General features: G+C 36.6%; 13 protein-coding genes. 5 read left to right on the top strand and 8 right to left on the bottom strand.

All coding sequences use genetic code 11. From position 1 onward, the window contains the following. Window positions 1-6: 6 nt before the first annotated feature. The 6 genes from BUA89_RS19540 to BUA89_RS19515 form a co-directional block, all read right to left on the bottom strand. A complete protein-coding gene (locus tag BUA89_RS19540; protein WP_072962671.1) occupies window positions 7-459 on the bottom strand; it encodes a hypothetical protein in 453 nt (150 codons plus the stop codon). Between the two features lie 78 nt (window positions 460-537). Next, the gene (locus tag BUA89_RS19535; protein ID WP_072962668.1) at window positions 538-1,899 is read right to left on the bottom strand and encodes a DUF5458 family protein; all 1,362 of its coding nucleotides are present in this window, start codon (window positions 1,897-1,899) and stop codon (window positions 538-540) included. A gap of 21 nt (window positions 1,900-1,920) precedes the next feature. Next, on the bottom strand, window positions 1,921-2,469 hold the full coding sequence (locus BUA89_RS19530; protein ID WP_083531742.1) for a type VI secretion system contractile sheath small subunit: 549 nt from the start codon (window positions 2,467-2,469) through the stop codon (window positions 1,921-1,923). 154 nt (window positions 2,470-2,623) lie between these two features. Continuing rightward, the gene (locus BUA89_RS19525) at window positions 2,624-4,720 is read right to left on the bottom strand and encodes a M13 family metallopeptidase (protein ID WP_072962665.1); all 2,097 of its coding nucleotides are present in this window, start codon (window positions 4,718-4,720) and stop codon (window positions 2,624-2,626) included. Window positions 4,721-5,269: 549 nt separating this feature from the next. Then, complete coding sequence (locus BUA89_RS19520; protein WP_072962661.1) at window positions 5,270-7,297, bottom strand: M13 family metallopeptidase; 2,028 nt, start codon at window positions 7,295-7,297, stop codon at window positions 5,270-5,272. A gap of 149 nt (window positions 7,298-7,446) precedes the next feature. Then, complete coding sequence (locus BUA89_RS19515) at window positions 7,447-8,703, bottom strand: CinA family nicotinamide mononucleotide deamidase-related protein (protein ID WP_072962657.1); 1,257 nt, start codon at window positions 8,701-8,703, stop codon at window positions 7,447-7,449. Window positions 8,704-8,817: 114 nt separating this feature from the next. Here BUA89_RS19515 and BUA89_RS19510 point away from each other — a divergent pair, with 114 nt between their 5' ends. From BUA89_RS19510 to lipA, 3 genes are all read left to right on the top strand, one after another. Further along, on the top strand, window positions 8,818-9,294 hold the full coding sequence (locus tag BUA89_RS19510; protein ID WP_072962654.1) for a DUF7832 domain-containing protein: 477 nt from the start codon (window positions 8,818-8,820) through the stop codon (window positions 9,292-9,294). Window positions 9,295-9,371: 77 nt separating this feature from the next. After that, a complete protein-coding gene (locus BUA89_RS19505; protein WP_072962651.1) occupies window positions 9,372-9,932 on the top strand; it encodes an RNA polymerase sigma factor in 561 nt (186 codons plus the stop codon). Window positions 9,933-10,101: 169 nt separating this feature from the next. Continuing rightward, on the top strand, window positions 10,102-10,968 hold the full coding sequence (lipA, locus tag BUA89_RS19500) for a lipoyl synthase (RefSeq protein ID WP_072962648.1): 867 nt from the start codon (window positions 10,102-10,104) through the stop codon (window positions 10,966-10,968). A gap of 156 nt (window positions 10,969-11,124) precedes the next feature. Here lipA and BUA89_RS19495 read toward each other — a convergent pair whose 3' ends face one another. Further along, the gene (locus BUA89_RS19495) at window positions 11,125-11,979 is read right to left on the bottom strand and encodes an AraC family transcriptional regulator (protein ID WP_072962645.1); all 855 of its coding nucleotides are present in this window, start codon (window positions 11,977-11,979) and stop codon (window positions 11,125-11,127) included. 155 nt (window positions 11,980-12,134) lie between these two features. Here BUA89_RS19495 and BUA89_RS19490 point away from each other — a divergent pair, with 155 nt between their 5' ends. Continuing rightward, entirely contained in the window at window positions 12,135-13,328 is a 1,194-nt protein-coding gene (locus BUA89_RS19490; RefSeq protein ID WP_178362478.1) for an MFS transporter, read from the top strand. A gap of 55 nt (window positions 13,329-13,383) precedes the next feature. Here the strand turns inward: BUA89_RS19490 and BUA89_RS19485 are convergent, their stop codons facing one another. Continuing rightward, window positions 13,384-13,764, bottom strand: coding sequence for a SpoIIAA family protein (locus tag BUA89_RS19485; protein ID WP_072962641.1), 381 nt, complete (start codon window positions 13,762-13,764; stop codon window positions 13,384-13,386). A 115-nt stretch (window positions 13,765-13,879) separates the two neighbouring features. Between BUA89_RS19485 and BUA89_RS19480 the strand changes: the two genes are divergently transcribed. Then, window positions 13,880-15,085, top strand: a complete 1,206-nt coding sequence (locus BUA89_RS19480; RefSeq protein WP_072962638.1) for an NAD(P)/FAD-dependent oxidoreductase — start codon at window positions 13,880-13,882, stop codon at window positions 15,083-15,085. Window positions 15,086-15,159 lie beyond the last annotated feature (74 nt).

The raw sequence follows: 15,159 nt of genomic DNA, 5'->3' as shown, positions 1-15,159 counted from the left end.
GATAATTTAATTTTCTTTCTTTACTGAATAAACAGGTGCTGCTTTCAGCCATTGATATTTTAAACCCATTTCTTTCGCAATAAAACGATATCCATTAAGTTTTTTAAGATAAATATATGCTGTGGAATCTTTACGAAACCTCAGTTCTTTATTGGCTAAAAACTGAAAAGGAAAAATTACAATTGAATCTCTTGTGGTCTTCAACAACTTACCGGATTGCACCCTGTAAATAAAAATAGGCTTCCCGCGACCTGAAGACTGGTCTATCAGTTTGATATTTGAAGAGGAAACAACCATATCACTGCCGTCAAAGCATTCCTGAGGTTTCATAACATAGGCTCTCCCGACTTCTCTCCGATCTGCAAAAAGATCAATTTTATGCTCCTGCTGAAGTTTTTTATCTTCACAGCTGAAAACCATAAAAGCTAAGGGCAAAAAGTAAATTAGCTTACCTTTCATATTCAATATTTAGTGATTCGGTAGAAAAAAACCGATGAAAAAAATGCATCGGTTTTTATTATTTTAATTGGGCTAAAATTAATCCTGAATATATTCAGCATCCCATTCGTTTCCATCGTCTCCTTTGTGCCCATCCAGTTTAATAACGAAACTTTTTGTAGGGAAGTACGGCGTTAAACGAATATCCAGCCAAACTCTGTCTTTATTCACTTTATCCTGTTCAAAACGAACAATTTTGAACTTTTCGATCAATTTATCGGCTCCTTTAATACTGTCTAAGAAAGTTACGATTTGTCTTCTTAAATCATCTTCGTTTCTTGCATTCCAGTTTTCAAAAGCTCTTCTGTTTAGGAAATCAAGTAAAACTTTCGTTACATAATCAAATACACGAACTACCGAGTATGTCTGAAGCCCGATATTGTCTCCCGTAAACAGTGTTTTTGCAGAGAATGCCATGATTTTTCCGTATTCATTAACCATAGGAACCAATCCCATTTTTTCCAGTTGAGAAATTTCACTTTTCTTCAGCTCGAATTTCACGGCATCTACCTCGTTAATATTACCATGCTTTTTACCTGCAGCAACCTGAGACATCAGTGTTTTATGGATTTTTCCGGCCAATGAAGTTGAAGGTGGAAGCTCTACGTTTTCTTCTTCTCCCACTTCTTCAGCTTTTCCACGACCTACCAGCCAGTTACACGTCATAATTACGTTACTTCTGTGCAACTCACCACCGGTAAGGTTTGCAGAGTGGAATAAATCTACAACATCATCCGGTTTATCAAGATTAGCAAAATCCGTAACCATCATTACTTTGTTTTCGTTACAGATTTTTGCCCATTTTTCAATCACTTTGTTTGATCCTAAATATCCAGGAATTGCTAAGATTGAATAATTGTCTCTAAGATCCAGACGATCGTAGTAGTTTTTAAATTCTTCAGCAATTGCATCAATAAAGATAGGATTATCTAAGTCTGAAACCTGATCTAAACTTGCATTAACAATACTTACATTGTCAACTTTATCAAGCTCGGTATTTTTATAGAATTGAGCGACAGTTCTATAGTTTGTCTCCAACTGACGAACTGCATCCAATGTATTTTTTAAGTTTGATTTTAAATTCTGATCAGCTGCCTGCGCTTTAGATTTGCATGTATCTGCCATTTTATCAGCAGATTCATTTCCTTCCAGAAGATTTACCCAAAGATTGATCTTTTGAAGCAGTTCTTTTCTTTCATCGGATTTGTTTCCGTCGTTAAGGAAAATTTCTTTTCTGGCTTTTCTCGTCGGGTTCATGTTTGCGATGCCGTCTACAACGGATTCTACAAAACCAAAACCACCAATTTTATTGAGTTCGGCAAGCGGATTCCCTTTCGGTTGCCCTGCGTGTTGCTGTTGCCCCTGCTGTTGGCTCTCAGCTGCCTGTAATTTACTATCCATGATTAATGTAAAGTCTTTAGATTATTTTTCAAGTTCTTGTGCCACTTCTTTCAATACTTCGATGAATGCAGCTCTCGTCTGATCATTCTCCAGCATATTACGCAGAATTTTATTCGTTTTCAGCTGGCGCACAATTTTATTGTATTGCTCCTGCTCCATGCTTAGCTGTTGTAAATAATCTGATTTTTGCGTAAGATTTTTTGGGGTGAAGTCCGCAAGATTCTGAAAACGGAACTCCTCTTCCACCACATTACCGTCCTCCGTTTCGTGCTGTACGCTTACAGAAGGCTGGAAATGTTTGAAGACGTCTTCCACTGTTTTTAATCCTGTTACAATTTCAGGAACATAAGATTCATCTGTCGTAAGCTGGCTCACTATCAGAGACTTATTCTCCTGTATTTCCTGGATAGCTTCATTAGCGTCTACTTTTACTTCGTTTCCGCCAACGCCATAATTAAACATTGCCATATTATTGTTATTTTGAGATTTTCTATTCTGGTGTATATTTTTTTTATCAGCATCAAATAGCTGACCAATCCAAAGTTTAAATTTAAAAAAAAACTGTAACATACAAAATTTTGTTAAGATTTTTCTTGAATATTTAATTTAATCAAAGTAAATATCATTCAAAATTAATATTTTACGAGATCACTAAACTAGGAAAAATAAATAAAAAACGCACCATTCCTGATGCGTTTTTCATTTCTAACAATTTTTGGCTTGTCTACCAAATTTTTATTCTGTCCTGAGGCGCTTTATACATTTTATCCCCCGGTTTGATATCAAATGCCTTGATAAAAGAATCCTGATTCACCAATGGGCCGAACGCTCTGAAGATTCCCGGAGAGTGAGGATCTGTCTTCACCTGGTTTGTCATATACTGATCGGTAGATTTTGTTCTCCAAACCGTTGCCCAGCTCATGAAAAACCGCTGATCCTGATTGAAACCGCTGATTAACCCCGGATTGCCATAATCTTTCAAATACATCTGCAATGCATCGTAAGCTACAGCAACACCACCTAAATCACCGATATTTTCACCACTTGTGAATTTACCATTGACAAAGCTTCCTTTTACAGGCTCGTAAGCGCTGTACTGAGCAGCCAACTGTGCCACTTTTGCATCAAAATTCTTACGGTCTGCATCGGTCCACCAATTGTTCAGGTTACCGTCGCCGTCGAATCTTGAACCGCTGTCATCAAATCCGTGAGAAATTTCGTGACCGATCACCGCACCGATTCCGCCGAAATTAACCGCTGCATCTGCTTTGGGGTTATAGAAAGGAGGCTGTAGAATGGCTGCAGGAAATACGATTTCGTTGTTTGAACCGTTGTAATAGGCGTTTACCGTCTGTGGGGTCATTCCCCATTCTGTTTTGTCTACAGGTTTTCCTACTTTTTCTAAGCTTCTCTGATACTGCCAAGCAGAAACATTCTGAAGGTTAGAGTATAAATTTGCTCCCGTTTTTGGAGATTCTACCTTTAGCTGGGTATAATCTTTCCATTTGTCGGGATAAGCAATCTTTACAGTGAATTTTGATAGTTTGTCCTGAGCTTTCACTTTCGTTTCAGGGGACATCCAATCCATCTCGTTGATGTGAGTCTTAAATGATTTTAAAATATAATCAATATAAGTTTCCATCTGTTTTTTGGCTTCCGGCGTAAAATATTTTTCTACGTATAATTTACCAAAAGCTTCACCCAAAACACTGTTCACTAAAGAAAGCCCTCTTTTGTTCATCGGGCGCTGCTCTTTTTGCCCCTGAAGATATTTGGAATAGAAATCGAATCTTATCTGTTCTAACTTTTCATCAAGATTGCTGGCATTTCCGTTAATTAAATGATATTTCAGATAATCTTTCAGCAAAGGAAGATTCTTTTGTGTAAGGAATGAATCCATGTTCTGGTAATATTTCAGTTCTCCAACGATTACTTTATCTGTTTTTACTCCGGCCTCTGCCAGATATTTTGGAAGATTGATATTTTTAACCAGAGCAGGCAGCTCGGATACCATTTTTGGATTGTATCTTAAATTGGCATCTCTGTTTTGTTCGAGCGTTAACAAATAATTGGCTAACTGCTTTTCGAAATCAACTACATTTTTAGCGGCAACATCAGAATTTTTATATCCTAAAACTCCGAATAATTTTCCAACGTAAGCCTGGTATTCTGCCAGCGTTTTTGTGTTGGCTTCATTTACTTTCTGGTAATAATCTCTTCCCAAACCAAGATCCGGGCCGCCAAGATACACTGCATTCATTTTAGAATTCTTCATATCTGCTCTCACCCCCCATCCGTAGAAAGAGTTATCGCCCAGTTTTGTGGCTTCCAAAAGATATTTCTGAAGATCATTAAGGTTTTTAATGGCATCGATTTTTGCCAAATCTCCTTTAATCGGAGCCAATCCATCTGCATTTCTCTTGCCTGTATCCATAAAAGATGCGTACAAGTTCTGGATTTTCTGACCTTCGGAACCTTCAGGATAGGTTTCGGATAAAATTTTGTTTAAAATATCCAATGAAGCATCATCCACATTTTCTCTCAAAGCATTGAAAGACCCCCAACTTGCTTTATCAGAAGGAATCTGAGTGGTCTTCACCCAATTTCCATTCACATAGCTAAAAAAATCATCTTGCGGACGAACGCTGGTATCCATGTAAGACAAATTAATCCCCTCTTCTTTCACTTCTTCTTTTTTCTGTTCTGCAACAACTTCTTTCACCGGTTCCTGTTTTTGAGTTTCAGCAGTTTTTGTGGTCCCACACGAATTTAAAAATACCAGACCCGAAAGGGCAAGTATCCCAATATTTAGCTTTTTCATTAAAGATAATTTTTGATTTTACACAAACTTATCAAATATACGAATTTTGATGAATAGTTAAGAGTGATAAATTATGAGTTATGAATTATGAGTGAAAGGTTTTTAGGTTTTGGCTGAAGCCTTTTTGGAGTTTTTTATTTGAAAACAGGCTGAAGCCCGTTTCTATTGATGGAAATGACATCGTGATTTTGACAACCTTAATCACGAATGGTATAAAACGTCAAATAAAAGACCGAAATACCGGTCTCTATCTGCAAAGTTTGTTATTTCGTAGGAATCTTAGCCCGCACTTTTCCAAATGTATTTATTTCTAATACCATGCTTAGATCCTTGACAGGCTGACAAGCTTTGTGGATATTTTCTAATGTTGAAATGAAAGAGTGAAACCCTAGCCCCGATTGTCGCGGCATCCTTTTGGGTTGCGGGCGGAGCGAAGCGGAGCCCGTAACCAAAAAGATACAGCAGAAAGCGGGAAAGAGCTCCTAAAAATAAAATTGTCTAAAAAAAAACCGCTCATTGCTGAACGGTTTTGCTATTTTTAGGTAGTGATTACCAGATTTTAATTCTGTCTGCCGGAGCTTTGTATAATTTATCTCCAGGCTTCACGTCGAATGCTTTGTAAAACGCATCAACATTGATGATAGGTCCGAAACTTCTGAAATATCCAGGAGAGTGCGGATCTGTTTTCACTTGGTTTACCATATATTTTTCACTTGACAGGGTTCTCCAAACGGTTGCCCAGCTTAAGAAGAATCTCTGATCTTGCGTAAATCCACTGATTGATCCAGGATTTCCTTTATCTTTCAGATACATTTGAAGTGCATCGTAAGCGATATTTACCCCTCCTAAATCTGCAATATTCTCACCGTTTGTGAATGTTCCGTTGACATTGGTTCCTTTTACAGGCTCATATTTATCATACTGAGCTGCAAGAGCTTTTGTCGCTTTCTCGAAGTTGGCTTTGTCTTCCGGAGTCCACCAGTCTACCAAGTTTCCGTCTGCGTCGAACTGTGCTCCTGAATCGTCGAATCCGTGGCTCATTTCGTGACCGATAACGGCACCGATTCCACCGAAATTAACCGCCGCATCAGCCTTAGGATTGAAGAAAGGTGGCTGAAGAATTGCAGCAGGGAAAACGATTTCGTTGTTTACCGGGTTGTAGTAAGCATTTACTGTCTGTGGAGTCATTCCCCATTCTGTTTTGTCAACAGGTTTTCCGATTTTAGCCAAGTCTTTGTTATACTGCCACTCTGTGATGTTCTGAAGGTTAGAATATAGATTTCCACCTTTTGCTTCAGAAACAATATTTAATTTAGAATAATCTTTCCATTTGTCCGGATAAGCAACTTTTACCGTAAACTTGTTCAGTTTTTCCATTGCTTTTACCTTCGTTGTAGAAGACATCCAAGCCAGATTGTTGATGTGAACGGCAAAGCTTTTCTTCAAATAATCAATCAATTCAACCATCTGAGCTTTAGCTTCTGCCGGGAAATATTTTTCAACATATAATTTTCCGAAAGCTTCCCCCAAAGATCCGTTGATTAACTCATAACCTCTTTTGTTTAAAGCTCTTTGCTCCTGCTGACCTCTCAAATATTTACCATAGAAAGCAAACTTCATATCGCCTAATTTTTCGCTTAAATAAGAAGCGCTTCCGTGGATCATATGGAATTTTAAATAATCTTTAATGACAGGAAGATTTTTAGCACTTACCAGATTATCAAACTCTTTGTAATATCCTATTTCTCCGATGATTACTTTATCTGTGTTTACTCCAACTGCTTTAAGATAAGCCGGAAGATCAACACCTTTTACCAATGTCTTAAGTTCAGCCATTGTTCTTGGGTTGTACTGAAGCGTATTGTCACGGCTTTGCTCGTTGGTAAGGTAAGTTTTTGCAATGCTTTTTTCGTAGTCTACAATGGCTTTTGCAGAGGCATCAGCATTTTTGTATCCTAGTTCCTTCAACATAGAAGCTACATACTTTGTATATTCTGCAAGAGCTTCCGTATTTTTTTCGTTTACTTTTTGGTAATAATCTCTTCCCAATCCTAAAGATGCGTTTCCTAAATAAACAGCATTCATTTTAGAGTCTTTAAGATCTGCATCAATTCCCCATCCGTACAGGGTATTTTCCCCGTCTTTGGTTACAGAAACCAAATAGTTCTGAAGATCCGCAAGATTTTTGATTGCATCAATTTTGTTGATGTTTGCCTGAATAGGCTTTATTCCGTCTGCATTTCTCTTCGCCATATTCATGTACGTAGCATAGAGATCCTGAATTTTTTTACCCTCTGTTCCGTCGGCAAATTTGTCTTTCAAAAGAGAGTTTAAAATCGTCATTGAGTTATTGTCCGTGTCATCAGCCAATTTATTGAAACTTCCCCAAGTAGGTTTATCAGAAGGAATTTTGGCAGTTTTCATCCATGTTCCGCTCACATAATTATAAAAATCATCCTGTGGACGAACCGATTTATCCATCAAACTAAGATCAAGACCTTTGTCTGAAGCTTGTGCATTCACGTTTTGTGAACCTATCCCTGCTAATAAAGCCAAAGAAAGCGTTAATTTTTTCATTAGAATTACAATTTATACAATATGTATGTTATTTTAAAAATTTGTTACTTAATTTTTAAGTTTTTAAAAATAAAAAAATTTGAGTTATACTAAATTTAAATTACAAAATAATTAATTCCATTAGATCCAATCCTCTGAAATCAATCAATTTAAACCTTTTCAGCTACCAAAATCCCGACCAGATCCTGAATCACTTTCTGTGAAACAAAATACATAAAATCCAGCCTGTCCAAATGTGGCATGTACAATTTTGAAGTTACTACCTTATCATCAATTCGGATACTGTAGAATACTGTTCCCACCTCTTTTCCGTCTTCACCTTTTCCCGGCCCTGCCACTCCGGTTGTTGATAATGAAACGTTGGTATCAAACAAATTCTGACAGCCTTCTGCCATTTCAGAGGCCACTTGCTCACTTACCACTGTAAACTCATCATCGGTTTCTTTTTTTACCTTTAAAATATTGATTTTCTTTTCTGTAGCGTAGGTAACAACGCCACCCAGAAAATATTTTGAGCTTCCCGAGTTGGATGTAATTAATTTAGCTAATTCTCCGCCTGTACAACTTTCTGCTGTAGAAATTGTCAGTTTTCTTTCAAGCAATAATTCTCCCAGAATTTTCTCAATTTTATCTTCAGAAGTTGCGATTACATTGTCTTTAATTAAAGGCAATAATTTTTGAATTTCTTCTTCCAGCTGCTGCTGTAGAACCGTTTCATTTTCTCCTGTTGCAGTTAATCTCAATTTCACACGAGTTCCTACAGGAAGGTAAGACAAAGCCAAGTTTGCAGGCAATGCAAGCTCCCAACTTTCAATGGTATCAGCTAAAATACTCTCAGGAATTCCGACTACGGAAATTATTCTGGTCACAATATAATTTAAGCTGAATTTTTCCTGCAAATAAGGGACAATCTGGTCTTTTATCAATGGTTTCACTTCATAAGGAACACCAGGAAGACTAAACAGCAATTTCCCGTCCTGCTCCATCATCATGCAGGGTGCAGTTCCGAAATGATTTTGGAAAACTGTAGACTTTGTAGGTACAAAAGCCTGCTCACGGTTTCTTTCCAGAATCTCAAGACGGCCGCGTTTCTCCATATAATTTTTAAGATGATTGAATGTCACCTCATCCAAAGCAATTTCATCATTGAAGAATTCAGCAATCGCTTTCTTTGTTTTATCATCTCTCGTAGGACCTAATCCACCTGTAGTAATAATTAAATCACCAACTTCAAAAGCAGATGCAATGGTATTCTTTATGGTTTCAATTTCATCTGAAATCGTAAAGATCTGTGAAACTTTTATCCCTATATTTTTAAGTTCAGTCGCAACAAAATTAGAATTGGTATCTACCGTATTTCCCGAAAGAATTTCGTCACCAATAGTAATTAGAACAGCATTTTTCATAATTGATTCTCGAAAAAAATTTGCTTACAAATGACGGAAAATTCTCAGTGACGGACAATATAAATTGATTTTTTCTATTTTTGGGCGAAATTGTTTAAAACTATAATTAAAAATATGTCTAAATATGATGATGCTTCATGGCATTACGGTGGAGACTTCCCTGAAGGTTTACCCGAAAAAAACGGAGCAACGCACACCGGAATGTTCCTGAATTGGTGTATTCAACATGATTTAATTTCAGATGAATTAAAAGAAGATGCTCAGGAAGAAATTAAAAAATTAAAACGAAGAGAAATCACAGGTGCAGAATTTGTCTTGGATTCTTTGGACGGAAAATTCTCAGCATCCGATCTGAATGATATGGGAAATGCTTTTGCTCAGGATTATTATAAAGATGATACCGATTTTGGGAACAGGTTCAGTTCTTTTGCGGACGATTATGTCAATCTGTTTGATGCCAAGGCTGAGGAAAACGATTATGAATATGAAACTTTTTATCATATTGAAGATACGTACGAAAATTATGATCTGATGAAACAGATTATTGATTACCGGTTCGGAGAATGGCAAGAATATAAAAACCTCAATTAAAACAATAAAAATTTTCAGTCGGATTTTACCGAAATACAATTTTGACCTTTCATGATTATCAACTATATTTGTTAGTAATGAATGACGAACAATTATTCCTGCTCATCGGTAAGGCAAAGGAAAAAGACCAGAAAGCTCAGACTAAGCTCATCAACATCTTTTGGGTTGATGTTTTTTCTTTTGTGATGAAAAAAGTACACGATGAAAATGATGCAGACGAAATTACAGTGAATGTTTTTTCTAAAGTTCTGTCGAAACTGGATATGTACGACCCTCACTTTCAGTTCAAAACGTGGATTTTAACGATTGCTCAGAACACTATTATTGATTTTTGGCGGAGAAAATCAAGGGAAAATCAGGATCCGACTGAAAATTTAGATGAAGTTAAAAATCAATATGCCAAATCTCCGGAAGAACTTATGATCTCCAAGGAAGAACAGAAGAAAATCATTAAAACCATAGAATCCTTAGATGCCAATTATCAGGATATTATCCGATTACGGTTTTTTGAAGAAAAAAGCATTAAAGAAATTGCCGAAGAACTGGGAATTTCTGTTGCCAATACGAAAGTTCGTGTGATGCGTGCTAAAAAAGTTCTTGCCGAATTGTTGAAAAATAATGAATTTGAGGACAATTAATTTATGTCTCTTAACATAGCTTACGGCGAATGAACGAATAACTTGGTTTATGATTACATTAAAAATTCGTGCATTAATGTCAAAATATCAATTATCATTTCCATCAATCCTTATCTTTGATTGTTTCGATAAAAAATTCACTAACTTTGAACCTCAATTTGAGAAATAAATGGAGAATTTAGTTCAAGATACTACCGTTCAAAAACCAAAATGGATTCGTGTAAAACTCCCTACCGGCAAGAATTACAGAGAATTAAGATCTTTGGTTGATAAATATAAATTAAACACTATTTGCCAAAGCGGAAGCTGCCCGAATATGGGAGAATGCTGGGGAGAAGGAACAGCAACTTTCATGATTCTTGGAAATATCTGTACCAGGAGCTGCGGATTTTGTGGCGTAAAAACCGGGAAACCGCTTGACGTAAACTGGGATGAACCTGAAAAAGTAGCGCGTTCAATCAAATTAATGAAAATTAAGCATGCTGTTCTAACATCGGTTGACCGTGACGATTTGAAAGATATGGGTTCGATTCTTTGGGGTGAAACAGTAAACGCTGTAAGAAGAATTTCTCCGGGAACTACGATGGAAACTCTTATTCCTGACTTCCAAGGGTTAACAAAACATCTTGACAGATTGGTAGATGTTGCTCCTGAAGTAATCTCTCACAATATGGAAACCGTAAAACGTTTAACAAGAGAAGTAAGAATTCAGGCTAAATATGAAAGAAGCCTTGAAGTATTGAGATACTTAAAAGAAGCAGGACAAAGAAGAACCAAAACAGGTGTTATGCTTGGTTTAGGTGAAACTAAAGATGAGGTTTTCCAGACAATTGAAGACATCAGAAATGCAAATGTAGATGTAATTACGTTAGGCCAATATTTACAGCCTACGAAAAAACATCTTCCTGTGAAGAAATTCATTACTCCTGAAGAGTTTGATGAATTCGGAGATTTTGCAAGAAGCTTAGGCTTCAGACACGTTGAGAGCTCACCTCTGGTAAGAAGTTCTTATCATGCAGAAAAACATATTCACTAAAATATCAATCGCTTCAATTTTTGGAGCGATTTTTTTTATTACAGATAAAATAAACGTCTAATTTGTCATTCCGTAAGAATTCAGGCAAATTTATTAGAGATAATGCTTTAAAATATTCGCTTAGATTCCTATGGAATGACAAAGGATATGTTTAAATTAACCTTCAACTTTACTCAAATGTTTTTTCTTAAAAGCTGAAGGTGTTTCGCCGATATATTTTTTAAACAGCTTATTGAAATACGAGAGACTTTCAAAACCTACCTGGAAACAAACCTCCGTCACACACGAATTCTGCAGCAATAATAATTTTGCCTGATTGATCCTGTAATTATTCACGAAATCGGTGAAAGTCATATTCGTCTGCTTTTTAAAATACCGGCAAAAAGCGGGAGTACTCAGATTAACATTTTCAGCGATCACATTCACATTAGGATTTTTATCATAATTTTCATGAATATAATCATAGATTGTTCCCATCCTGATTTTATCATTCAAAAACCATTTGATCCGAGTATCTTCATTATTTAACTCCTTTACTTCATTTGAATGAGCAAGAATCTGTAAAATTTCAACCAATCCCATAAAAGAATCAAAAGAATTTTTATCTCTGATATCATGAAGCTTTTCCACTACTTTTGCTTTTGTTTCTCCGGAAAATGATAATCCCAGATAAGAACGTTCCAATAGTTTTTTAATACTGTCAAATTCAGGAACAGGAAAAATAAGTTCCTGAAGGAAATTCTCCCTCATTTGAAGAACCAGTTGCCTGCATTCGGTCTGAATCCGATAATCAAAATTGAGATGAGGAACATTCGAGCCGATTAATAATAAATCGCTGTCTTTAAAATCCGAAATATTTTTTCCGACATGGCGAATCCCGTTACAGGCTTCCACATAAACGAGCTCTATTTCAGGATGATAATGCCAGAAAAAACAATTCTTCAAAGACGGTGAAAACAGCTTGAAAGATTTCCCTTCTTCAAAATCGATAATTTCTTTCTGAATTTTCATTAGGCTCTCTTTTGATTAATAATGAATTTAAATTTAATTAAAAAAGTTAATACAGAGCAAATTTAGGTCATTAATGTTAAAGTATAAATGATTATTTCTATCGAAATTTGCACTGTCAAAAGAAGAAATTAATTATTGAAGATTAAAAAATTAAAATGGGGATTGATAAAAGAATTATACCGCTCGCCATTGGTGGTTTGGGTATAGGAACAACGGAATTTACCGTGATGGGGCTGCTCCCGGACATTGCGAGATCATTACAGATTACGATTCCTGAAGCGGGACATATGATTTCTGCTTATGCATTGGGTGTAGTTATCGGAGCACCGATTTTAATTGGATACTCGGTAAAGTTTCCACCTAAGAAGGTATTAATCGCTCTGATGGTTATCTTTACGATATTTAATGCGTTATCTGCTGTAGCACCCAATTACACCACTATGCTGTTCATCAGGTTTCTTTCAGGATTACCTCACGGGGCATTTTTCGGAACAGGAACCGTAGTTGCCGCAAGAATGGCAGGAAAAGGGAAAGAAGCATTCTATATTTCCCTTATGTTCACCGGATTAACGATCGCGAACCTGGCCATGGTTCCCTTGGTAACCTATATCGGGCACATCTTCCACTGGAGATGGTATTTTGCTATCGTTGCGGTGATTGGATTGTTTACTTTAATTTCACTCAAACTTTGGCTTCCGGATCTGGAAAAGAAAGAAAACAGCCATTTCCTTGAAGAACTGAAATTCCTTAAAACCAAACAATCGTGGCTGGTTTTAATGATTACCGCCATCGGTTTTGGAGGATTGTTTACATGGTTCAGCTATATTACTCCGCTTATGACAATTGTTGCAGGAATTAAAGAAAGCCAGATGGCTTATGTCATGATTCTTGCCGGTGCAGGGATGGTAGTAGGAAACCTGGTCGGAGGCTATATTTCTGACAGAATGAGCCCTGAAAAAACGTGTGTACTGTTAATATTTTTAATGATGTCTGCATTAGCGGGTGTATTTTTCTTTTCAGACAATCAAGTGGCAGCATTGGTTCTAACGTTCGTCTGTGGGGCTTTATCCATGTCGGTTTCTGCACCGATTAACATCATGATGATGAAAGCTGCGCCGAAAAGTGAAATGATGGCAGCTGCTTTTATGCAGGCTGCTTTCAATATTGCGAATGCAATGGGTGCTTTCCTTGGCGGGCTTCCTTTAGAACGTGGATATTCATTCAATTATCCTTCTTTGGTAGGTGTCGGGATGACCTTTATTGGTTTGGTCATCGCGCTGAGATACAAATATTTATATGGTTCACAAAAACCGGAAGATAAGGAAGTCATTCCTGAATGTGTTTCATAAAACAAATCAAAAGGCTGTCTCAATTGAAACAGCCTTTTTTATTTTCTATCAGCAATTAAGCTTCTACTTCATTGCCGTTTTTGCACCAGTAAAGGGCATTATAAAGATTTTCTTTCGGAAAAGATTTGAATTCTCCCGGCATCAGAACACTGAAAATATCTGTGAATTTCTGTACTCCTTCTTTGTCTGTTACAATCGCCGCCCTGTTCCAGTTTGCCAGATTTTTTAATCCTAATAGCGCATCCTGCAACCATGCTCCCATTGTAAAGTTATCCAGATCGGTATCCAGATAAAGCAGATAATTCAGTTCATTGTATTGGTCTACTTTTTCTTTTACTTTAGGAATGACAAGGTTTTCGAAATCTTCTTTTGTTATTTCTCCCGTTGCACTGAAAGCCGCAACATTGTCCGGGGCTTCTGGAATAATCGTTATCATAATAATTATATTTTGTGTGGTTTAAGTAAAGCTGAAATAACAAAAATTAAACCACTATTTAGTTTTTGGTGAATGAAAAGGCGCAATTATTGTTTTTCTTGTGAAAAATATTACGATGAATCTTAAATCTAATGAACCATTCTGGTTATTAAAAAACGGCCTGATTTCTTCTTATCCTTCTTTAAAATCTGATGAAGAATGTGATGTCTTAATTATCGGAGGCGGAATAACAGGAAGTTTAATTGCCCATCAAATGATAACCGACGGCTATAAAACCATCCTTATTGACAAGCGTGAACTCTGTAACGGAAGTACTTCGGCAACAACATCCATGCTTCAGTACGAGATCGACACTCCTCTTTTTGAACTCATTGAAAAAATAGGAAAAAAAGGTGCTGTGGAAAGTTACAAAGCCTGCTCTGATGCCATTGACAAACTCGAAAAGCTGTCAAAAGAAATTAGGTCAAGCTCAGGGTTTAAAAGAAAAAAATCTCTGTATTTCGCTTCTAAAAAGAAAGACATTGAATGGCTAAAAAAGGAGTTTGAAGCCCGGAAAAAAGCCGGTTTTGATGTAAAATGGCTGAATACAGAAAAGGTTTCAGAAATATTTGGTTTCGAAAATACATATGGTGGAATTTTATCCAAACAAGGCGCAAGTATTGACGCTTTTAAGTTTGCCCACGAATTATTTAAATTAAATGTAAAAAAAGGGTTAAAAATTTTCGATAAAACCGAAATGGTGAAAGTTGAATATTTTAAGGGCTTTAATGTAGTAAGTGTAGATTCTGGATATCAGATCAAGGCAAAGAAAATCATTTACTGCATCGGATATGAAAGTAAAAATCTCATCAAAGAAAATTTTGTGAATCTGAAAAGCACGTATGCCGTTGTTTCCGAAATTGATCATGATAAATTTAAAAATATTACCAATACTTTAGTGTGGAATACCGATGATCCCTACATCTATATGAGAACGACCGATGACGGACGGATGCTGATTGGCGGTGGCGATGAAGATTTCTATGATGCTGAAAAACGTGATAAGTTACTGAATAAAAAAGAAAAAGAAATTCTAAATGTCTTACAAAAAATAAAACCCGACTACCATTTTTATACCGATTTTGTATGGGCCGGGACTTTTGGGGAAACGAAAGACGGACTTCCCTACATCGGAGAACATAAAAAATTTAAAAATTCCTATTTTGTATTAGGCTTCGGAGGAAATGGCATTACTTTTTCGGTAACGGGAATGGAAATGGCTTCTGATTTTATGAAAGGAAAAAAACACTTGCTATCGAAGTATTTTAAGTTCGGAAGGTAGTTTTTGGGTTTCGGCGACTTCGCCGCCGAAACCCAAAAACTTGCAACAAATTTGTTGCAAGTTCTACCACATTC

The organism is Chryseobacterium arachidis (assembly GCF_900129245.1).
Classification (GTDB): domain Bacteria; phylum Bacteroidota; class Bacteroidia; order Flavobacteriales; family Weeksellaceae; genus Chryseobacterium; species Chryseobacterium arachidis.
This window is presented reverse-complemented; position numbering and strand designations above follow the sequence as displayed.